The following is a 19926-nucleotide window of genomic DNA, read 5'->3' as shown; positions in this document are numbered from 1 at the left end:
ATATGCGCCGTCTGACCCGCCCCGGCTGGCCCGGTAACTTGCTGGCCGTGGTGGCCGGCGCCATCACCACCCTGGCGCTGGCGCCGTTCGATCTGTGGCCGTTTGCACTGCTGGCGATCGGGTTGTTCTATATCGGCCTGCGCGAGCTGACGCCACGTCAGGCCTTGGGCCGTGGCTGGTGCTTCGGCTTCGGCCTGTTTGGCGCCGGCACCAGCTGGATCTACTACAGCATTCACCATTTCGGCGGCGCTTCGGTGCTGCTGGCTGGCTTTTTGATGCTGCTGTTTACCGCCGCCATCGCCTGGTTTTTCGCCCTGCCCGCCTGGCTGTGGGCGCGCTGGCTGCGCCGTAATGAAGCGCCGTTGGCCGACGCGCTGACGTTTGCTGCGTTGTGGGTCGGCCAGGAGGCGTTTCGCGGCTGGTTCCTCACCGGTTTCCCCTGGCTCTACTCTGGCTACAGTCAACTCGACGGCCCACTTACCGGCCTCGCGCCGCTGGGCGGGATGTGGCTGATTTCCTTCGCGCTGGCACTGACCGCTGCGGTGCTGTGCAACCTGCCACGCCTGCTGGCGAGCAAGCGCAACGGGTTCATCGGCGCAGGCCTGATTCTGCTGGTTGCCCCCTGGGCCATAGGCCTGGCGCTCAAGCACCACGCCTGGACCGCGCCCTCGGGCGCGCCCCTGACGGTGGCAGCGATCCAGGGCAACGTCGAACAAAGCATGAAGTGGGACCCGGAGCAGCTCAATGCGCAGTTGGCGCTGTACCGCGACATGAGCTTCAGCTCCAAGCGCGTCGACCTGTTGGTGTGGCCGGAAACCGCCGTGCCGGTGCTCAAGGATTCCGTCGAAGGCTATCTGGGCATGATGGGCAAGTTTGCTGCAGACCGGCACACGGCGCTGATCACCGGCGTGCCGATCCGCCAGGAAGTGCACCACCAGAAGCGTTTCTTCAATGGCATCACCGTGGTCGGTGAAGGCGAAGGCACCTACCTTAAGCAGAAGCTGGTGCCGTTTGGTGAATACGTGCCGCTGCAAGACATGCTGCGCGGGCTGATTGCGTTCTTCGACCTGCCGATGTCGGACTTTGCGCGCGGCCCGGCTGACCAGGCGATGCTGCAGGCCAAGGGTTATCAGATTGCGCCCTTCATTTGCTATGAAGTGGTGTACCCGGAATTTGCCGCCGGCCTGTCGGCCCAGAGCGACCTGTTGCTGACCATCAGTAATGACACCTGGTTTGGCCGCTCCATCGGCCCGCTGCAACACCTGCAAATGGCGCAGATGCGCGCATTGGAGGCTGGCCGCTGGATGATTCGGGCGACCAACAACGGCGTCACCGGCCTGATCAACCCGTTCGGGCAGATCACCGCGCAGATCCCGCAGTTCGAGCGCGGGATCCTGTACGGCGAAGTGGTGCCGATGCATAACCTCACGCCGTACCTGCAATGGCGCTCATGGCCGTTGATCATCGTCTGCCTGGGGCTGTTTGGCTGGGCGTTGCTGGCGGGCCGGATGTCCAAGACGGTCTGACAGACAAACCCAAAATCAATGTGGGAGCGGGCTTGTGCGGGAGCGGGCTTGCTCGCGAACAGGGTGCATCAGCTAACGAACAGGCTGACTGACGCACCGCTTCGCGAGCAAGCCCGCTCCCACATAAGCCCACCGCACCGTTGATTCTCGGTGTTATCGATAAAACACCCGATACCCCACCTGCCCCACCGCCTCATTGATCAACTGCCCGCTGCGCCACACCGATACAAACTCGGGCATCCAGCCGCCGAGTGGCCGGGCATTGTCCACGCCCAAGAAACCCACCGGCCCCGGCACCACGGTGAAGCCGGCCTTCTCAAAACTCCACACCGCGCGCGGCATGTGCCAGGCCTGGGTCACCACCACCACGCGCTTGATGCCTTGGGGCAGCAGTATCTCGGCGCTCATCTGCGCGTTTTCCCAGGTGGTGCGGCTGCGTTCTTCCTTCCAGCGCACCGTCACGCCGAAGTCATCCTGCATCGACACGGCCATCAACTGCGCCTCACTGGGCGGCGTGCCGTAGTGCAAGCCGCCGCTGGTCAATACCGGCAACCCGGAGGCCTTGGCCAGTCGCGCGGCATACCGCTGGCGCTCAAGACCGATGCCGGTGGGCTGATCACTGCCCCAGGCCGGATCACCGCGTTCGCGCCCAGAGCCCAGCACCACAATGGCATCGGCGCGCTGCGCCAATGTTGCCCACGCGTCACGCGCCAATGGTGGCTCGGTTTCCAGCGCATGCGCGCCCCATTGCACCATCACCGGCAGGCTGATCAGCCACATCCCGCCCAACCCCACTACAAAGCAAAACCCGGCCAGGCGCGGGCGGCTTTTACGAAACCACCAGGCAAACACCAGCAACAGCAAAAAAATGCCGGGCGGCAAGAGCAATTGTTTAATGAAATAACGAAAAGGCATCGGGCATCTCCAAAGATGCCCGAAGCCTAGATGCAACGGGATTTAGCGACAATCTTTACCAACACATTTCGAGAAGGTCACTGGATAACGCGATGTTTCACCGAACGGCCCGAAGCTTTTCGGGGCCGCGACCGGCCGCCACATCCTTCAGCCAGACCACCTTGGCCGAACGTGATGGCGCCTGGGCTGGCGGGGAAGCCTGCCCTTGAGAGGCACGGTGGTGATTCAATTCCAGGTAAACCTTGATCAATTCAAGCTCAGCCTGGCTCAAGCCTCGCAACTCCAATTCCAGAGGCCGTTCATCACGCAATCGGCCTGCGGTTCTGGCGGCATCCAATGCCCGACCCAAACGGTCGATCAGTCCTTGGTACAACTGCGGTTTCGTTAAAGTTCGCTGCGATTCAACCATCCCCTCACCTCATTGAAGATAAGACTCACTCCCCAATAAACAGCGTAGTCCCCATGGCTGCGCCTGCCCGGCGCCGCGACAGACGGCCCTGCCTGCGCAATCAGGGTTTCCCTCGATAGAGTGGGGTCATGTATGCTACGGCGCTTCCTGTAACTCCACTTCCCGCAGGGTTTGGGCACGGACGCGCCGCTTTTTGGTGTCGATCAACCTGAACGTTGCACCGAAGAGGATTAGGCCACCCCTATTCAGTTCAAAAGTAGCCATGCACGAACAATATCAGCCCCGTGAAATAGAAAATGCCGCCCAAACCTTCTGGGACGAGCAAAAGTCCTTTGAAGTCAGTGAACAGCCAGGCAAGGAGACTTACTACTGCCTATCGATGTTCCCTTACCCCAGCGGCAAGCTACACATGGGGCACGTGCGTAACTACACCATCGGCGACGTGATTTCGCGCTACCAGCGCATGCTCGGCAAGAACGTCCTGCAACCCATGGGTTGGGACGCCTTCGGCATGCCGGCGGAAAACGCCGCGATGAAAAACAACGTGGCGCCCGCCAAGTGGACCTACGAAAACATCGCCTACATGAAGACCCAGCTGCGCAGCCTGGGCCTGGCGGTGGACTGGTCGCGCGAGGTCACCACCTGCAAGCCCGATTACTACCGCTGGGAACAATGGCTGTTCACCCGCCTGTTCGAAAAAGGTGTGATCTACAAGAAAAGCGGCACCGTGAACTGGGACCCGATCGACCAGACCGTTCTGGCCAACGAACAGGTCATCGACGGTCGCGGCTGGCGCTCCGGCGCGCTGATCGAAAAGCGCGAAATCCCGATGTACTACTTCAAGATCACCGCCTATGCAGATGAACTCTTGTCGAGCCTCGACGACCTGCCGGGCTGGCCCGAACAGGTCAAGACCATGCAGCGCAACTGGATCGGCAAATCCAAGGGCATGGAAGTGCAGTTCCCGTACAACGTCGATTCCATTGGCGTTACCGGCGCACTGAAAGTCTTCACCACCCGCCCGGACACCCTGATGGGCGCGACCTACGTCGCCGTGGCCGCAGAACACCCGCTGGCCACCCAGGCCGCGCAGAACAACCCAGAGCTTTCGGCCTTCATCACCGAATGCAAAGGCGGTAGCGTGGCCGAAGCCGACGTCGCCACCCAGGAGAAAAAAGGCCTGCCAACCGGCCTGTTCGTCGAGCACCCGCTGACCGGTGAAAAACTGCCGGTGTGGGTCGCCAACTACGTGCTGATGCACTACGGCGATGGCGCAGTAATGGCCGTGCCGGCTCACGACGAGCGCGATTTCGAATTTGCCACCAAGTACGGCCTGCCGATCAAATCGGTCGTGCGTACCAGCTCGGGCGATACCAACCCGGCCCCGTGGCAAGACGCTTACGGTGAGCACGGCGAACTGATCAACTCCGGCGAGTTCGACGGCCTGGATTTCCAGGGTGCCTTCGACGCCATTGAAGTGGCACTGATCAAGAAAAACCTCGGTGCCTCGCGCACCCAGTTCCGCCTGCGCGACTGGGGCATCAGCCGCCAGCGCTACTGGGGCTGCCCGATTCCCATCATCCACTGCCAAACATGCGGTGACGTGCCGGTGCCGGAAGACCAGTTACCGGTGGTACTGCCCGAAGACGTGGTACCCGATGGCGCCGGTTCGCCATTGGCGCGCATGCCCGAATTCTACGAGTGCGCCTGCCCGAAATGCGGTGCACCGGCCAAGCGTGAAACCGACACCATGGACACCTTCGTCGAGTCCTCGTGGTACTACGCTCGCTACGCCTCGCCGCACTATGAAGGCGGTCTGGTGGAAAAATCCGCGGCCGACCACTGGTTGCCGGTGGATCAGTACATCGGCGGCATCGAACACGCAATTCTTCACCTGCTGTACGCGCGTTTCTTCCACAAGCTGATGCGCGACGAAGGCCTGGTCAGCTCCGACGAGCCGTTCAAGAACCTGCTGACCCAAGGCATGGTGATCGCCGACACTTACTATCGCCGCGAAGCCAATGGCGCCTACACCTGGTTCAATCCGGCGGACGTAGAGCTTGAGCGTGACAGCAAGGCCAAGGTGATCAGCGCCAAGCTGAAGTCCGACGGCCTGCCGGTGGAAATCGGCGGCACCGAGAAGATGGCCAAGTCCAAGAACAACGGCGTCGACCCACAGTCGATGATCGATCAGTTCGGCGCCGACACCTGCCGCCTGTTCATGATGTTCGCCTCGCCGCCCGACATGAGCGCCGAATGGTCCGACTCCGGCGTCGAAGGCTCGCACCGTTTCCTCAAGCGCGTCTGGCGCCTGGCGCACACCCATGTCAGCCAGGGCCTGCCGGGCAAGCTGGACGTGGCGTCCTTGAGCGATGAACAGAAAGCCATTCGCCGCAGCACTCACCTGGCCATCCGCCAGGCCAGCCAAGACGTGGGCCAGAACCACAAATTCAACACCGCCATCGCTCAGGTGATGACGCTGATGAACGTGCTGGAAAAAGCACCACAGGCGACCGAACAGGACCGCGCGCTGGTACAGGAAGGCCTGGAAGCGGTCGTCCTGTTGCTGGCTCCGATCACGCCGCACATCAGCCATGATCTGTGGAGCCGCTTGGGCCACAGTGGCGCGGTGATCGACGCCGGTTGGCCGGTACAGGATGACAGCGCGCTGGTACAGGACACGCTGCAGCTGGTAATCCAGGTCAACGGCAAACTGCGCGGCCAGATCGATATGCCAGCCAGCGCCAGCCGTGAAGACGTCGAGGCGGCTGCACGGGTCAACGAGAACGTGCTGCGCTTTACCGAAGGCCTGACGATCCGCAAAGTGATCGTAGTGCCTGGCAAACTGGTCAACATCGTCGCCAGCTAATCGGATCGGGCGCAGGGCTTGGGCCCTGCGCCGAACCAAACCTTTAAGGCCTCGATAAGGCCCACATGGTTTCAAGGGGAGCAACAAAATGATCAAACGCAATTTGCTGGTGATGGGCCTCGCTGTGCTGCTGAGCGCTTGCGGCTTCCAGCTGCGCGGTACCGGCACCAATGAACTGAGCATCAAGGAACTGGACGTCAGCGCCCGCAACGCCTATGGCGACACCGTGGTTCAGCTGCGCCAGACCCTGGAAAACAGCGGTGTGCGCCTCTACACCGGTGCAACCTACAAACTGGTCCTGGTGGACGAGCAGGAATCCCAGCGTAGCCTGAGCTACGCCAGCGCCGGCCGCGCGTCGGACGTTGAGCTCAATACGGCCGTCAACTACGAAGTACAAGGCCGTGACCACCTGCCATTGATGGCTGACAAGCTCGAAGTCCAGAAAGTGGTGAGCCACGACGGCAACAACCTGGTGGGTTCGGACTCGGAGATCATTCAGGTTCGCAAGGAAATGCGTCGTGAGCTGATCCAGCGCCTGATGGTACGCCTGCAACAGCTGACGCCGGAAAAACTGGCCGCTCTGCAGCAAACCGCCGACAACAAGGCCAAGGCTGACGCCGACGCCCTGAAAGCCGCAAAAGAATACGAAGACAACACGCCGAAACAATCGCCTGTTGAAGTCCCTGTCGAGTAAGCCAGACGGGGCGCCCCTGGCGCCCCGTTTGCCCCGCCTATGAAGCTCGCCCCCGCCCAACTCGCCAAACACCTGCAAGGTGGCCTCGCACCTGTCTACATCGTCAGCGGTGATGACCCGCTGTTGTGCCAGGAAGCGGCAGACGCTATTCGCAGCGCCGCGCGGCAGCAGGGTTTCGACGAACGCCAGGTTTTCAGCGCCGACGCCAGTTTCGACTGGGGCACGCTGCTGCAAGCCGGTGCGAGCATGTCGCTGTTCGCCGAAAAACGCCTGTTGGAATTGCGTTTGCCCTCGGGCAAACCCGGCGACAAGGGCGCGGCGGCCTTGATGGAATACTGCTCGCGTCCCGCTGAAGACACAGTGCTGCTGATCAGCTTGCCCAAGCTCGACGGCAGTGCGCAGAAAACCAAATGGGGCAAGGCGCTGGTAGAGGGACCACAGACCCAGTTCATCCAGATCTGGCCAGTGGACAGCAACCAGTTGCCGCAGTGGATTCGTCAGCGCCTGTCCCAGTCGGGGCTGTCAGCGACGCAAGACGCTGTTGAACTGATCGCCGCCCGGGTCGAAGGCAACTTGCTTGCCGCCGCCCAGGAGATCGAAAAGCTCAAGTTGATGGCCGAAGACGGTCAGATCACCGTCGAAACCGTGCAAGGCGCAGTGGCCGACAGTGCTCGCTTTGACGTGTTCGGGCTGGTGGACGCGATTCTTAATGGTGAACCTGCCCACGCCTTGCGCATGCTCGAAGGGCTGCGCGGCGAAGGCGTGGAACCCCCGGTGATTCTATGGGCCCTGGCCCGTGAGTTGCGGGTGCTGGCCAATATTTCGCTGCAATACAGCCAGGGCACTCCGCTGGACAAATGCTTCAGCCAGGCGCGGCCACCGGTCTGGGACAAACGCAAACCCCTGATGAGCAAAGCCCTGCAACGGCACTCGGCGCAACGCTGGGCACAGCTGCTACTTGAAGCGCAGCGCATCGATGCGCAAATCAAGGGTCAGGCGGCGGGTTCGCCGTGGATGAGCCTGAGCCGTTTGTCACTTTTGATGTCTGGTCAGCGCCTGTCGTTACCGGCTGAATAACACCCCGAAAAAAACTCCACAATCCGAATGTGGGAGCGGGCTTGCTCGCGAACACGGTGTATCAGTTTATAGATCGGGCGACTGGCCCACCGCCTTCGCGAGCAAGCCCGCTCCCGAATTTTGATCGTGCATACTTCCTACACCGCGCCGGGCTTTACAGCGGCGTCACTTCGGCAGATGATTTGCACCGCTTCATCCCACCGACAGAGAGTATCGACATGAGCAAAAAGCCATCCAAGCATGGCCCCAACAAGGCCAAATCCATCATCGCCCAGCCACTGTTCCGCAGCCGTCAGGAACGCGCCGGCAAGGGCAAAGGCAGCTACCGCCGCGAAGCCTTCCAGTCTAATAGCTGGGAGGCTTCTTACTTTCTGGCTGCCTGAAGGCAAGCGCCCCTCCGGCATGATAAGGTCTGTACCTGATTTGTAATCCCTGGACCTGTGCATGCCCTCTAGTCTTTCCCGTCGTTGGCACCTTCGCCAATTGATCGCTGCCTCCAGCCTCATTCTGCTTGTCGCCTGCGCGGAAAAACCCACCGCCGCAGACGCGCAACCCCTGCCAAAACTGCAGACTGTGCCGGCCGTCGCGCCCGCCGTCGTTGCGCCGTTGGCCGTGGACAACCTCGATATCCAACCGACCCAGACCTTCTCCGAATGGCAAGCGGCCTTTCGCGTGGACGCCCTGAAAGCCGGGATCACGCCCGCGGTGTTCGACAACGCCTTTGCCGGCGTCACCCCCGACATGGCGGTGATTCGCGCTGACCGCAGCCAACCGGAATTTTCCCGCCCGGTTTGGGAATACCTCGACGGCGCCCTCTCGCCGGTGCGCGTACGCAATGGCCAAGCCTTGCTGATCAAGTACGCCGACATCCTGCAAAGCATCGAACAACGCTATGGCGTCGACCGCCAGGCGCTGGTTTCGGTGTGGGGCATGGAAAGCAATTTTGGCCAGTTCCAGGGCAATAATTCGGTGATCCGTTCCCTGGCAACCCTGGCCTACGAAGGCCGTCGCCCGGCGTTCGCCCAGGCGCAACTGCTGGCGGCGCTGCAGATCATCCAGCATGGCGACATCCAGGCCGACCAGATGAAAGGCTCCTGGGCCGGCGCGATGGGCCAGACGCAATTTATCCCGACTACCTATAACACCCACGCCGTCGACTTCGACGGTGACGGTCGCCGTGACATCTGGAACAGCCCGGCCGACGCCCTCGCCTCCACGGCGCACTACCTGCAAAGCTCTGGCTGGCAAAAAGGCCAGCCGTGGGGCTTTGAGGTGCAACAGCTGCCGGCCAACTTTGATTACGCCCTGGCAGACGGCGGCGTGCGCAAGACCGTCGCCGAGTGGCTGAAACTCGGTATCCAGCTGCCACCTGGCGCGAGCATGCCGCCCAACGTCGACCAACTGTCCGCCGCTTTGTTGCTGCCGGCAGGCTACCGTGGCCCCGCTTTCCTGGTGCTGGACAACTTCCGCGCGATCCTCAAGTACAACAACTCGTCGTCCTACGCGCTGGCGGTTGGCCTGCTGTCGGAACGGTTTGGTGGCGGTGGGGTGATTCGTGGCGATTGGCCCAAAGATGAGCTGCCACTGAGCCGCTCCCAGCGCATCGATTTGCAGACAGTGCTGAGCGCCAAAGGGTATGACGCGGGCAATGCAGACGGCATCATCGGCGCCAACACGCGCAAGGCGATCCGCGCGGCGCAGCAGTCGCTGGGTTGGCCGGCGGACGGGTATCCGACGGTGAAACTGCTGGAGTCGTTGCAGGGCCAGTAGGTCGGCGTATGGCGACTATTGCCTTCGCGAGCAAGCCCGCTCCCACATTTGACCGAGTTCCAAGCTTGGAATGTCGTTGAATGTGGGAGCGGGCTTGCTTGCGAAGACGGCATCACAGGCGACAATTATTTCAAAACTACATCCTGCTCCAACACCAGCCGCTGCCCCCCCGCATCCAGCCGCACCAACGCGCCCATCGGCAGCGTCAGATTCGGATCGCAGTGCCCACTGCGCCAGCCGGACAACACCGGAATGCACAACGGTGCGAAGGTCTGCTTCAGCAGTCGCTCCAGCGCTGCTTTATCCACACCCGCCACGTCGCCCACCAGCACACCGGCAATTTGTTCCAGCTTGCCGGCCAGGCGCAGGTGAGTCAGCAGGCGGTCGATACGGTAGATCGGCTCGTTGACGTCTTCGATCAGCAAAATGATGCCCTCGGCATCAATCTCATAGGCCGTGCCCATGACTGCGGCGATCATCGACAGGTTGCCGCCCAGCAAGCGTCCACAGGCAATACCGGGCTCAAGGGTGGTCAATGGGTAGGCCACCGGGTGCGCCACGACACTGCCGGCGCCAAGCTGGCCGCGCAGCATGCTGAACAGCGATGACTCCGTGGGCTGTTGTTTGTCGCCCAGCAAATCGGCATTGAGCATTGGCCCGTGAAAAGTCACGAAGCCGGCGTAGCGGCTGATCGCCAGGTGCAACGCGGTGATGTCGCTGTAACCCACGAACGGCTTGGGGTTGGCGCGCAGCAGGTCGTAATCCAGGCGATCCAGCAAGCGTGGCGTACCGTAGCCGCCGCGCAGGCAGAAGATGGCATCGATTTCGGGGTCGGCGAAGGCAGCGTGAAGGTCACGCAGGCGCACGTCATCGCTGCCTGCGAGGTAACCGTCGCGTTCGTATACACCAGGGAAAATCCGCAGCTCATGGCCACGGGCCCGCATCCATTGCCCGGCTTTTTCAACGTCGAGGGCAGCAGGGCCGGCGGGGGCGATCAGGCCGATGATGCCTTCGGGGCGAAGTGCAGGTACGGCGGCTGCCAGTTCAGTGCTCATCCATAAGTCTCCCATCTATGACGCAGAACGAAATGTGGGAGCGGGCTTGCTCGCGAAGGTGGGGTGTCAGTCAACACATCAGGTGACTGAAACACCGCCTTCGCAAGCAAGCCCGCTCCCACACAAGCCACGCCCAAATTACTCCAGGTTAGGCTCAGGAAACCAGGCTAGCCTTGACCAGCTTGGCCTGCTCGTCAGCGTGGTACGAGGAACGCACCAGCGGGCCGGACGCCACGTTCTTGAAGCCCATTTTGTAACCTTCCTCGGCGAACCAGGCGAAGGTGTCCGGGTGCACAAAACGCTGCACCGGCAAGTGGCTGCGCGACGGCTGCAGGTACTGGCCGAGGGTCAACATGTCGATGTCGTGTTCGCGCATGCGCTTCATGACTTCGATCACTTCTTCGTCGGTCTCGCCCAAGCCCAGCATCAGGCCGGATTTGGTCGGGATGTGCGGCATCATCTGCTTGAACTTCTGCAGCAGGGTCAGCGACCACTGGTAGTCCGAGCCTGGACGCGCAGCCTTGTACAGGCGTGGCACGGTTTCCAGGTTGTGGTTGAACACATCCGGTGGCTCGGCCGCGGTGATTTCCAGCGCGACGTCCATACGGCCACGGTAGTCCGGCACCAGGGTTTCGAGCATCACGTTCGGCGACAACTTGCGGATCTCGCGAATGCAGTCGGCAAAGTGCTGGGCACCGCCGTCACGCAGGTCATCGCGGTCTACCGAGGTGATGACCACGTATTTGAGTTTGAGGTCGGCGATGGCGATGGCCAGGCTTTCCGGCTCGTTGACGTCCAGAGGCTTCGGCCGGCCGTGGCCAACGTCGCAGAACGGGCAACGACGGGTGCAGATGTCACCCATGATCATGAAGGTGGCGGTGCCGCCGGAGAAGCATTCGCCCAGGTTCGGGCAGGACGCCTCTTCGCACACGCTGTGCAGCTTGTGTTTGCGCAGCAGGGCCTTGATACGGTCGACTTCCGGCGAAACCGGGATGCGCACGCGGATCCAGTCAGGTTTTTTCGGCAGTTCGGTGGTCGGGATGATCTTGACCGGGATGCGTGCAACCTTCTCGGCGCCGCGCAGCTTGACGCCGGCTTCCACCTTGGCACGCGGGGCCGGACGCTCGGTGATGTCCAGCGTCGGGATCATGGTTTGCACTGCATCAGTAGTCATAATCAGTCGATTCCGCCCGTAAGGGTCGTCTGCTCAGCATAGTCGAGGTGTTTGACGAGCTGCGCACGCAGCCGGGCACTTACCTCGGCAAATTTAATCGGTGTGGCGTGGTCGCTCAGTTGGGTCATCGCCAACCCTGCGTAACCGCACGGGTTGATGCGCCCGAACGGCGCCAGGTCCATGTCCACGTTCAGGGCCAGGCCATGAAAGGAACAACCGTGGCGAATCCGTAAACCGAGGGAGGCGATTTTCGCGCCGTCCACATACACACCGGGTGCATCGGGCTTGGCCGCGGCGCTCACGCCGTAACTGGCCAACAGCTCGATCAGGCAAGCTTCCATGCGGCTCACCAGGTCACGTACGCCAAAACCCAGCTTGCGCACGTCCAGCAAGAGATAAGCAACAAGCTGACCCGGCCCATGGTAAGTCACTTGACCACCTCGGTCGACCTGCACCACCGGAATATCCCCCGGCAGCAGCAGATGCTCGGCCTTGCCAGCCTGGCCCTGGGTGAATACCGGCGGGTGTTCCACCAGCCAGATTTCATCCGGGGCCGAGCTGCCGCGCTCGTTGGTGAAGCGCTGCATGGCATGCCAGACCGGCTCGTAGGCCATCTGGCCGAGCTCGCGAAAGCCCAGGACCTGAGACATCACAGCACCATGTGCACGAAGCCGGTGGCCCGCAGTTCGCTGTTGATGTCGTAGAGCTGGTCTTGACCGGTCGCAACGATGTGCAACTGGATCGTGGTGTACTTACCGTTGGAGCTCAATCGCTCGTCCACACGGTTGTCGTTGATCGTCGCGTGTTTACGCACGATCTCCAGAATCTTGTCTTTGTTGCCCACACCTGTATCGCTGATCACCTTGACGGGATAGTCCACGTTAGGGAATTCGATCTTTGGCGCCTTTACTTCTACTTCTTTATCGGTCATGGCGTAACGGCCTCGTAAGCGTAAGCCGTGGCGACGGGCAAAGCCCCACGTCAGGTCGACGCGGGGCTTTGCAGGTGCACACTTATCAGTTGAACAAGCTGTAGAAGAATAGACGGATGCTATCCCACACGCGGCGGAAGATACCACCTTCGTCGACGGCGTCCAGCGCGATCAGGTCGGCGCTGTGCACCACCTTGTCGTCCAGCTTCACTTCGACTTTACCGATAACGTCACCCTTGGCGATTGGCGCAACCAATTGCGGGTTCATGGTCATGCTGGCAGCGAGCTTTTTCAGCTGGCCTTTAGGCATGGTCAACGTCAGGTCGTCAGCCAGGCCGGCTTTGACTTGGTGGGTAGCGCCTTTCCATACCGGGGCTTGAGCCAGCTCAGCACCCTTCTGGTAGAAGGTCTGGGTTTCGAAGAAGCGGAAACCGTAGGTCAGCAGCTTTTGCGTCTCGGCCGCACGGGCCTGCTCGCTGTTAGTGCCGAAGACCACGGCGATCAGGCGCTGGCCGTCACGTACAGCGGACGACACCATGCAGTAGCCGGCTTCGTCGGTGTGGCCGGTTTTCAGGCCATCGACAGTCTTGTCGCGCCACAGCAGCAGGTTGCGGTTAGGCTGCTTGATGTTGTTCCAGAAGAATTCCTTCTGGGAGTAGATCGCGTAGTGCACCGGGTCGACGCGGATGATCGCGCGGGCCAGCAGCGCCATGTCGTGAGCCGACGAGTAGTGCTCCGGGTTCGGCAGACCGGTCGGGTTCATGAAGTGGCTGTTGGTCATGCCCAGGTCGCCGGCCGTCTTGTTCATCATGTCGGCAAATGCGTCTTCGCTGCCGGCGATGTGCTCGGACAGGGCCACGCTGGCGTCGTTACCGGACTGGATGATGATGCCGTGCAGCAGGTCGCTGACAGTCACCTGCGAACCGACCTTGATGAACATCCGCGAACCGCCGGTACGCCAGGCGTTTTCGCTGACGGTGACCGGGTCGTTTTCGCCGATCTGGCCGCGACGGATTTCCAGGGTCGCGATGTACGCCGTCATCAGCTTGGTCAGGCTCGCCGGTGGCAGGCGCTGGTCACCGTTGTTCTCGACCAGCACGTTGCCGCTGGCGGCATCCATGAGGACCCAGGCCTTGGCGGCCAGTTGCGGGGAAGCCGGCACCATTTCAACCGCCCAGGCGGCCGGGGTGATGATCAGCGAAAGAAGCAGGCACGTGCGTTTGGCTAAGGTGGTGATGTTCATCCGTCTCTCGAAATTGCTTATGGAAACTTGCCCTCGCGGGCAAAACTATTCAGACAGCCCGCTGCCAGACTGTCACGTGTTCGGTTGCCCGCTCACCCCTTGCCCCTGGGTTTTTATTGTTCAACGAGCCAACAACCAGGGCCCAGACCCGCGCACGCGTCTGAGCCATCAATCTTTCTTATTCGGCGGTGACCACGCTGGGTTGCCCCAGGTTGGCCAGGCGCACGCTGTTTTGAACTTGCGCCACTTCACTTGGCGAACCAATTGGCCCCATGCGCACACGGTGCAGAGTCTGCTGGTTACGCACGATGGAGCTGATGAAAACCGGCGCATTGACCATGCTGCTGAGCTTGGACCTTAACAGTTCTGCCGCATCCGGGTTGGCGAAAGCGCCGACCTGCAGGTACTGACCGCCCACCGTGGAAGCGCCCGGTGCTGCGTGCGGCACGACCACCGTGTCCGGCGCGTGCTGCGCCGGTGGCGGTGTCCACTGTTCGATCTTGCCGGTTGACGCGGTCACTTGCGGCTGCGGCGTTTGTGGCTCATTGAGCATCAACGGTGCCGGTTTACCACGCTGGGCCCAGTACTGCGCCGGGTCGATGCCTTCGACTTTCACGCGCGCGGTGCCGATTTCGGCATAACCGAGTTTCTTCGCGGCGGCGTAGGACAAGTCGATGATCCGGTCCGAATAGAACGGCCCACGGTCGTTGACCCGCAGGATCACCGTGCGGTTGTTGTCCAGGTTGGTCACGCGTACGTAGCTGGGCAGCGGCAGGGTCTTGTGGGCCGCGCTCATGCCGTACAGGTCATACACTTCGCCGTTGGCGGTGTTCTGGCCATGGAACTTGGTGCCGTACCAGGACGCCGTGCCCGATTGGACGTAGGTCTTGGAATCCTGCAGCGGGAAGTAATTCTTGCCCAACACGGTATACGGGTTGGCCTTGTAAGGCCCGGTGTGCAGGGTCGGCGTGGCATCCGGGATTTTCGATACGTCGACATCCCACCACGGCGCGCCGTCTTTGTGCGCGCGGTTGATGTCCAGGCCCGGCTGGGCGCGAACGATACCGCCACCGCCCTTCTGCGCCGGCGCGCGGCTTGTGGTGGTGGTAGAAGAACAACTGACAACCAGCAAGGACAACGCGGCAAACGCCACCAGCTTGAGCGGTTTATTGAACGGCGATGCCCGCATTACTTGTTGCCCCGTGCTTGGACCAGCATGTCTGACAGCTGATGCACGGCCATGGCGTACATCACACTGCGGTTATAACGCGTGATTGCGTAAAAATTCTTCAGGCCCATCCAGTATTCCGGGCCGTTTTCGCCTTCCAGGCGGAACGCCGTCACCGGCATATCATCGCGTGGCGCATTCTGACTCGACCAGCCCAGGGCTCGCAACTCCCCGACGGTCTTGACCGGTTCGATTCCCTGGGTCAAACCTTCGTCGGCGCGCTCGCCGGTGACATCGGCACGGATCACCACCGGCTCGCCGGACACCCAGCCATGGCGCTTGAAGTAGCTGGCCACGCTGCCAATGGCGTCATCCGGATTGCTCCAGATATTGATGTGGCCGTCGCCGTCGAAATCCACGGCGTATGCACGAAAGCTGCTCGGCATGAACTGCGGCAAGCCCATCGCACCGGCATAGGAGCCCTTGAGGGTCAGCGGGTCGACCTGCTCTTCGCGGGCCAGCAGCAGGAATTCGCGCAGCTCCTTGCGGAAGAACTCGGCGCGCGGCGGGTAATCGAAGCCCAGGGTCGACAAGGCGTCGATCACCCGGTAACTGCCGGTATTGCGCCCGTAAAAGGTTTCAATGCCGATGATCGCGACGATGACCTGGGCCGGCACGCCGTACTCCTGCTCGGCGCGGGCCAGCGCGGCTTCGTGCTGGCGCCAGAAGTCCACACCCCGCGCCACGCGGGCGTCGGTGAGGAACATCGGGCGGTATTCTTTCCACTGTTTCACGCGCTCGGCGGGACGCGAGATCGCATCGAGGATCGCCTGCTTGCGCTGGACTTCGCGGAACACGCCCATCAGCTGTTCACCGGCGAAACCGTAGTCGCGGGTCATTTCACCGACAAATTCGGCGACCTGGGGTGAGCCATCGTAGTCACCGGCCTGCGCCTCTTGCGTCGCGCCCAGCAGCCCAATCAGGCTCATCCAGGACGCATGCCGAGTCGCCCAGCCGCGCATTACTTGCATTGACATCTTCACCTTATTCAAACCTGTGCGATCCACTTGCGATGCGTGTGAATCGACATCAAAACCCCAAACGCTGACAGCAATGTCACCAGCGAAGTTCCGCCGTAGCTAATGAACGGCAACGGCACCCCAACCACCGGCAGCAGGCCACTGACCATACCGATGTTGACGAAAACGTAAACAAAAAAAGTCATGGTCAGGCTGCCGGCGAGCAGTTTGCCGAACAGCGTCTGCGCCTGCGCGGTGATCACCAAACCGCGACCAATCAACAGCAGATAAATCAGCAACAGCGCGCAAATGCCTACCAGGCCGAACTCTTCGCCCATTACGGCAATGATGAAGTCGGTGTGGCTTTCGGGCAAAAAGTCCAGGTGCGACTGAGTGCCCAGTAACCAGCCCTTACCAAATACTCCGCCGGAACCGATGGCGGCCTTGGACTGGATGATGTTCCAGCCGGTGCCCAGCGGGTCACTCTCCGGGTCGAGGAACGTCAGGATCCGCTGCTTCTGGTAGTCGTGCATAAAGAAGAACCACATGGCCACGGCCACGGGGATGGCGGCGGCCAGCACGCTGAGGATCCAGCGCCAGCGCAGGCCGCCCATAAACAGTACGAACGCACCGCCCGCGAGGATCAGCAGCGAGGTGCCGAGGTCGGGCTGGCGCACAATCAGGATGAACGGCACGCCAATCAATATCAGGCTGATGCCCACGTGCTTGAGCTGCGGCGGCAAGGTGCGCTTGGACAAATACCAGGCGATGGTTGCCGGCATCAAAATCTTCATGAATTCCGACGGCTGGAAGCGGATCACTCCTGGAATGTTGATCCAGCGCGTCGCGCCCATGGCGTTGTGGCCCATCACGTCCACCACCACCAGCAGCAATACGCCAGCGACATAACCAAGCGGCACCCAGCGCGCCATGAAACGCGGTTCGAGCTGGGCAATCACCACCATCGACAACAGGCCCAAGCCGAACGACGACGCCTGCTTGATCAGCAGGTCCCAGTTCTTGCCGCTGGCCGAATACAGCACGAACAGGCTGCCAGCCGCCAAGGTCAGCAACAGGATCAGCAACGGGCCATCAATGTGCATGCGCTGCAATAACGTCGCGCGGCGACGCATCACATCCTCGCTGGAGAGGATGCGGTCAAAATTACTCTTCACGGGCCGTAACCTCGGTGCTTGAAGGGGGGCCGCCATATTCGGACTTGAGCCTGCCGTCGTCGGCCAACAGCCAGGCGTCCATGATCTGGCGCACCACGGGCGCAGCCACGCCGGAGCCGGACTCGCCGTTTTCGACCATTACTGCCACGACGATTTTCGGGTCGTCTGCCGGGGCAAAACCGACGAACAAGGCGTGGTCGCGGTGGCGTTCCTGAACCTTGGAGCGGTCGTATTTCTCGCCCTGCTTGATCGCGACCACCTGCGCGGTACCACTCTTGCCGGCAATGCGGTATTGCGCGCCGGCCGCCGCTTTGCGCGCGGTGCCACGGGCGCCGTGCATCACTTGCTGCATGCCGTGGTTGACCTTGGTCCAGTCAGACGGGTCACGCAGCACGATGTCGGGAATCGGGTTTTCATCCACAGGCTTTTCGCCTTCGATGGTCTTGGCCAGGTGCGGACGGTTCCAGATGCCTTTATTGGCCACCAGCGCCGTGGCCTGGGCCAGTTGCAGCGGTGTGGCCTGCATGTAGCCCTGGCCGATACCAAGAATCAGGGTTTCGCCCGGGAACCACGCCTGGCGGCGGGTGGCGCGTTTCCACTCCCGCGACGGCATCAGGCCGGGGGATTCTTCGAACATGTCCAGGGAGACTTTCTGACCCAGGCCGAATTTGCCCATGTAGGCAGACAGCCGGTCGATGCCCAGCTTGTGGGCCAGGTCGTAAAAATAGGTGTCGTTGGAGCGCATGATCGCGGTGTCCAGGTCGACATAGCCGTCACCGGTACGGTTCCAGTTACGGTATTTGTGATCGTAGTTGGGCAGCATGTAGTAGCCCGGGTCGAACACGCGGCTTGACGCGGTGACCACGCCCGAATCCAGGCCGGCAATCGCCACCGCCGGCTTGATGGTCGAACCCGGCGGATACAACCCGCGCAGCACGCGGTTGAACAGCGGCCGGTCGATGGAATCACGCAGCTCGGCGTAGGCCTTGAAGCTGATGCCGGTGACGAACAGGTTGGGGTCGAAGCTTGGCTGACTGACCATCGCCAGCACTTCGCCGGTTCTCGGGTCCAGTGCCACTACCGCGCCGCGCCGGCCACCCAGGGCCATTTCGGCCGCTTCCTGCAACTTGATGTCCAGGCTCAACACAATGTCTTTGCCCGGCACCGGGTCGGTGCGCTTGAGCACGCGCAACACGCGGCCGCGGGCGTTGGTCTCGACTTCCTCGTAACCCACTTGGCCATGCAGCTCCGGCTCGTAGAAACGCTCGATGCCGGTTTTACCAATATGGTGGGTGCCGCTGTAATTCACCGGATCGAGGCTTTTCAGCTCTTTCTCGTTGATGCGCCCCATGTAACCGACGGAGTGGGCAAAGTGCGGCCCTTGCGGGTAATGCCGCACCAACTGCGCCACCACTTCCACACCGGGCAGGCGGAACTGGTTCACGGCGATTCGCGCGATCTGCTCTTCGGTCAGCTCGAACAGGATCGGCACCGGCTCGAATGGCCGGCGCCCCTGCTTCATGCGTTTTTCGAAGATCACCCGGTCTTCCGGCGTCAGCTGCAGCACCTCGACGATCACGTCGAGGATTTGCTGCCAGTCGCCAGAACGCTCGCGGGTCATGCTCAGGCTGAAGCTGGGCCGGTTATCGGCCACCACCACGCCATTGCGGTCGAAAATCAGCCCACGGGTCGGCGGAATCGGCTGCACATGCACCCGGTTATTTTCCGACAGCGTGGAGTGATAGTCGTACTGGATCACCTGCAGGAAATACAGGCGCGCAATCAGCACACCGATCAGCCCCACCACCAGAAAGGCACCGAACACGACCCGCGCGCGTACCAGACGTGCGTCTTTCTCGTGGTCCTTGATGCGGATCGGCTGGGTCATCGGGAGGGGCGCAGATTATTTGTGGTAAGGGTGCCCGGACAGAACTGTCCAGGCGCGATACAGCTGTTCACCGATCAGAATCCTTACCAACGGGTGCGGCAGCGTCAGCGCTGACAACGACCAGCGCTGATCCGCCCGCGCACAGACTTCCGGTGCCAGCCCTTCGGGGCCGCCGACCATGAAGTTGACCGTGCGCGAATCCAGGCGCCAGCGATCCAGCTCCACCGCCAATTGCTCGGTGCTCCAGGGTTTGCCGTGCACCTCGAGGGTGACGATGCGCTCGTTGGGGCCGACCTTGGCCAGCATGGCTTCGCCTTCCTGACGGATAAAGCGCGCCACATCGGCATTCTTGCCCCGGGTGTTGAGCGGTATTTCCACCAGTTCCAGCGACAGCTCAGCGGGCAGACGCTTGGCATATTCGTGCCAACCTTCTTCCACCCACTTGGGCATGCGTGAACCGACAGCGATCAGACGCAGGCGCACAGCCGTTCCTTATTCCTGGTCTTTGTTGAGCTTGTCGAAGTGCGCGTGGCCCACTTCCGGGCTGTGGTGCTTGCCATCAGCGGCACGGCTCTGCTCGGCGCCTTTCCACAGACGCTCCAAGTCGTAGAACTGACGGGCATTGGAAGTCATCATGTGAACGATCACGTCGTCCATGTCCAGCAGCACCCAGTCGCTGTCGCCCTTGCCTTCTTCACCCAGCGGCTTCACGCCTTGGGCTTTGACGGCTTCGCGAACCTTGTCCAGCATCGCGCCGATCTGGCGGTTGGAGGTACCGGTGGCGATGATCATGAAGTCGGTGATGCTCTGCTTGTCGCGCACGTCCAGCACCTGGATGTCCTGGGCCTTAACGTCTTCCAGGGCAGCCACGGCGACTTTAACCAGCTCTTCGCCAGCCAGCTCAGGGCCGGTGTGCGCTTCAACTGGCAGCGGGGCGCTTTTGAAAGTGCCTTTGCGCTTAACTTTGCTTACGTCTTTGTTCGTCATATAAAACTCGTTTTGCTCGTATGTTC

19 protein-coding genes are annotated in these 19926 nt (G+C 61.5%); 6 read left to right on the top strand and 13 right to left on the bottom strand.

Features of this window, described 5'->3' with window-relative positions; genetic code table 11:
- The first annotated feature begins 2 nt into the window (after nucleotides 1-2).
- The gene (gene lnt, locus AACV02_RS17170) at nucleotides 3-1526 is read left to right on the top strand and encodes an apolipoprotein N-acyltransferase (RefSeq protein ID WP_106579364.1); all 1524 of its coding nucleotides are present in this window, start codon (nucleotides 3-5) and stop codon (nucleotides 1524-1526) included.
- Between the two features lie 153 nt (nucleotides 1527-1679).
- On the opposite strand, the gene AACV02_RS17165 is transcribed toward lnt, so the two are convergent.
- Together AACV02_RS17165 and AACV02_RS17160 are read right to left on the bottom strand one after the other, a co-directional pair.
- A complete protein-coding gene (locus AACV02_RS17165; protein WP_106579365.1) occupies nucleotides 1680-2441 on the bottom strand; it encodes a YdcF family protein in 762 nt (253 codons plus the stop codon).
- Nucleotides 2442-2538: 97 nt separating this feature from the next.
- Nucleotides 2539-2850, bottom strand: coding sequence for a hypothetical protein (locus AACV02_RS17160; protein WP_119740902.1), 312 nt, complete (start codon nucleotides 2848-2850; stop codon nucleotides 2539-2541).
- 262 nt (nucleotides 2851-3112) lie between these two features.
- Here AACV02_RS17160 and leuS point away from each other — a divergent pair, with 262 nt between their 5' ends.
- From leuS to AACV02_RS17135, 5 genes are all read left to right on the top strand, one after another.
- Nucleotides 3113-5719 (top strand): leucine--tRNA ligase, encoded by a 2607-nt coding sequence (gene leuS / locus AACV02_RS17155; protein WP_119740900.1) that lies wholly within the window; start codon nucleotides 3113-3115, stop codon nucleotides 5717-5719.
- An 88-nt stretch (nucleotides 5720-5807) separates the two neighbouring features.
- Nucleotides 5808-6413, top strand: a complete 606-nt coding sequence (locus AACV02_RS17150; protein ID WP_119740897.1) for an LPS-assembly lipoprotein LptE — start codon at nucleotides 5808-5810, stop codon at nucleotides 6411-6413.
- 39 nt (nucleotides 6414-6452) lie between these two features.
- Complete coding sequence (gene holA, locus AACV02_RS17145; protein WP_106579369.1) at nucleotides 6453-7490, top strand: DNA polymerase III subunit delta; 1038 nt, start codon at nucleotides 6453-6455, stop codon at nucleotides 7488-7490.
- Between the two features lie 218 nt (nucleotides 7491-7708).
- The gene (gene arfA / locus AACV02_RS17140; protein ID WP_003176285.1) at nucleotides 7709-7873 is read left to right on the top strand and encodes an alternative ribosome rescue factor ArfA; all 165 of its coding nucleotides are present in this window, start codon (nucleotides 7709-7711) and stop codon (nucleotides 7871-7873) included.
- A gap of 61 nt (nucleotides 7874-7934) precedes the next feature.
- Nucleotides 7935-9260, top strand: coding sequence for a lytic murein transglycosylase (locus tag AACV02_RS17135; RefSeq protein WP_119740895.1), 1326 nt, complete (start codon nucleotides 7935-7937; stop codon nucleotides 9258-9260).
- 125 nt (nucleotides 9261-9385) lie between these two features.
- Here the strand turns inward: AACV02_RS17135 and AACV02_RS17130 are convergent, their stop codons facing one another.
- From AACV02_RS17130 to rsfS, 11 genes are all read right to left on the bottom strand, one after another.
- Entirely contained in the window at nucleotides 9386-10303 is a 918-nt protein-coding gene (locus AACV02_RS17130) for a S66 peptidase family protein (protein ID WP_119742766.1), read from the bottom strand.
- A 166-nt stretch (nucleotides 10304-10469) separates the two neighbouring features.
- Complete coding sequence (gene lipA, locus AACV02_RS17125) at nucleotides 10470-11489, bottom strand: lipoyl synthase (RefSeq protein WP_090401916.1); 1020 nt, start codon at nucleotides 11487-11489, stop codon at nucleotides 10470-10472.
- A gap of 2 nt (nucleotides 11490-11491) precedes the next feature.
- Nucleotides 11492-12139 (bottom strand): lipoyl(octanoyl) transferase LipB, encoded by a 648-nt coding sequence (gene lipB, locus AACV02_RS17120; protein ID WP_106579371.1) that lies wholly within the window; start codon nucleotides 12137-12139, stop codon nucleotides 11492-11494.
- Nucleotides 12139-12420 (bottom strand): DUF493 domain-containing protein, encoded by a 282-nt coding sequence (locus AACV02_RS17115; RefSeq protein ID WP_017136054.1) that lies wholly within the window; start codon nucleotides 12418-12420, stop codon nucleotides 12139-12141. The genes lipB and AACV02_RS17115 overlap by 1 nt, the downstream gene beginning before the upstream one ends.
- Nucleotides 12421-12505: 85 nt before the next feature.
- Nucleotides 12506-13663, bottom strand: a complete 1158-nt coding sequence (locus tag AACV02_RS17110; protein WP_106579372.1) for a D-alanyl-D-alanine carboxypeptidase family protein — start codon at nucleotides 13661-13663, stop codon at nucleotides 12506-12508.
- A 178-nt stretch (nucleotides 13664-13841) separates the two neighbouring features.
- Nucleotides 13842-14852 (bottom strand): septal ring lytic transglycosylase RlpA family protein, encoded by a 1011-nt coding sequence (locus AACV02_RS17105; RefSeq protein ID WP_119740893.1) that lies wholly within the window; start codon nucleotides 14850-14852, stop codon nucleotides 13842-13844.
- On the bottom strand, nucleotides 14852-15862 hold the full coding sequence (mltB, locus tag AACV02_RS17100) for a lytic murein transglycosylase B (protein ID WP_119740891.1): 1011 nt from the start codon (nucleotides 15860-15862) through the stop codon (nucleotides 14852-14854). The genes AACV02_RS17105 and mltB overlap by 1 nt, the downstream gene beginning before the upstream one ends.
- 17 nt (nucleotides 15863-15879) lie before the next feature.
- Nucleotides 15880-16983, bottom strand: coding sequence for a rod shape-determining protein RodA (gene rodA / locus AACV02_RS17095; RefSeq protein WP_057703348.1), 1104 nt, complete (start codon nucleotides 16981-16983; stop codon nucleotides 15880-15882).
- A 31-nt stretch (nucleotides 16984-17014) separates the two neighbouring features.
- Nucleotides 17015-18913, bottom strand: coding sequence for a penicillin-binding protein 2 (gene mrdA / locus AACV02_RS17090; RefSeq protein ID WP_119740889.1), 1899 nt, complete (start codon nucleotides 18911-18913; stop codon nucleotides 17015-17017).
- Between the two features lie 15 nt (nucleotides 18914-18928).
- Nucleotides 18929-19396 carry a 23S rRNA (pseudouridine(1915)-N(3))-methyltransferase RlmH gene (gene rlmH, locus AACV02_RS17085; protein WP_003176297.1) on the bottom strand — a complete coding sequence of 156 codons (468 nt, stop codon included), beginning with the start codon at nucleotides 19394-19396 and terminating at the stop codon, nucleotides 18929-18931.
- Nucleotides 19397-19405: 9 nt separating this feature from the next.
- The gene (gene rsfS / locus AACV02_RS17080; RefSeq protein ID WP_003215432.1) at nucleotides 19406-19900 is read right to left on the bottom strand and encodes a ribosome silencing factor; all 495 of its coding nucleotides are present in this window, start codon (nucleotides 19898-19900) and stop codon (nucleotides 19406-19408) included.
- Nucleotides 19901-19926 lie beyond the last annotated feature (26 nt).

The sequence above is a fragment of the Pseudomonas sp. Larv2_ips genome (assembly GCF_963879675.1).
In the GTDB taxonomy this organism is placed as follows: Bacteria; Pseudomonadota; Gammaproteobacteria; order Pseudomonadales; family Pseudomonadaceae; genus Aquipseudomonas.
The sequence above is the reverse complement of the archived record's forward strand: the minus strand, read 5'-3'. Positions and strand labels throughout refer to the sequence as shown.

What these genes read in the sequence shown, in the direction of transcription:
- AACV02_RS17150 (WP_119740897.1), top strand. Translation starts at nt 5,808, where the DNA reads ATGATCAAACGCAATTTGCTGGTGATGGGCCTCGCTGTGCTGCTGAGC.
- holA (WP_106579369.1), top strand. Translation starts at nt 6,453, where the DNA reads ATGAAGCTCGCCCCCGCCCAACTCGCCAAACACCTGCAAGGTGGCCTC.
- AACV02_RS17135 (WP_119740895.1), top strand. Translation starts at nt 7,935, where the DNA reads ATGCCCTCTAGTCTTTCCCGTCGTTGGCACCTTCGCCAATTGATCGCT.
- lnt (WP_106579364.1), top strand. Translation starts at nt 3, where the DNA reads ATGCGCCGTCTGACCCGCCCCGGCTGGCCCGGTAACTTGCTGGCCGTG.
- lipB (WP_106579371.1), bottom strand. Translation starts at nt 12,139, where the DNA reads ATGTCTCAGGTCCTGGGCTTTCGCGAGCTCGGCCAGATGGCCTACGAG.
- lipA (WP_090401916.1), bottom strand. Translation starts at nt 11,489, where the DNA reads ATGACTACTGATGCAGTGCAAACCATGATCCCGACGCTGGACATCACC.
- AACV02_RS17110 (WP_106579372.1), bottom strand. Translation starts at nt 13,663, where the DNA reads ATGAACATCACCACCTTAGCCAAACGCACGTGCCTGCTTCTTTCGCTG.
- leuS (WP_119740900.1), top strand. Translation starts at nt 3,113, where the DNA reads ATGCACGAACAATATCAGCCCCGTGAAATAGAAAATGCCGCCCAAACC.
- AACV02_RS17105 (WP_119740893.1), bottom strand. Translation starts at nt 14,852, where the DNA reads ATGCGGGCATCGCCGTTCAATAAACCGCTCAAGCTGGTGGCGTTTGCC.
- mltB (WP_119740891.1), bottom strand. Translation starts at nt 15,862, where the DNA reads ATGCAAGTAATGCGCGGCTGGGCGACTCGGCATGCGTCCTGGATGAGC.
- rsfS (WP_003215432.1), bottom strand. Translation starts at nt 19,900, where the DNA reads ATGACGAACAAAGACGTAAGCAAAGTTAAGCGCAAAGGCACTTTCAAA.
- rodA (WP_057703348.1), bottom strand. Translation starts at nt 16,983, where the DNA reads ATGCGTCGCCGCGCGACGTTATTGCAGCGCATGCACATTGATGGCCCG.
- AACV02_RS17115 (WP_017136054.1), bottom strand. Translation starts at nt 12,420, where the DNA reads ATGACCGATAAAGAAGTAGAAGTAAAGGCGCCAAAGATCGAATTCCCT.
- mrdA (WP_119740889.1), bottom strand. Translation starts at nt 18,913, where the DNA reads ATGACCCAGCCGATCCGCATCAAGGACCACGAGAAAGACGCACGTCTG.
- arfA (WP_003176285.1), top strand. Translation starts at nt 7,709, where the DNA reads ATGAGCAAAAAGCCATCCAAGCATGGCCCCAACAAGGCCAAATCCATC.
- AACV02_RS17160 (WP_119740902.1), bottom strand. Translation starts at nt 2,850, where the DNA reads ATGGTTGAATCGCAGCGAACTTTAACGAAACCGCAGTTGTACCAAGGA.
- AACV02_RS17165 (WP_106579365.1), bottom strand. Translation starts at nt 2,441, where the DNA reads ATGCCTTTTCGTTATTTCATTAAACAATTGCTCTTGCCGCCCGGCATT.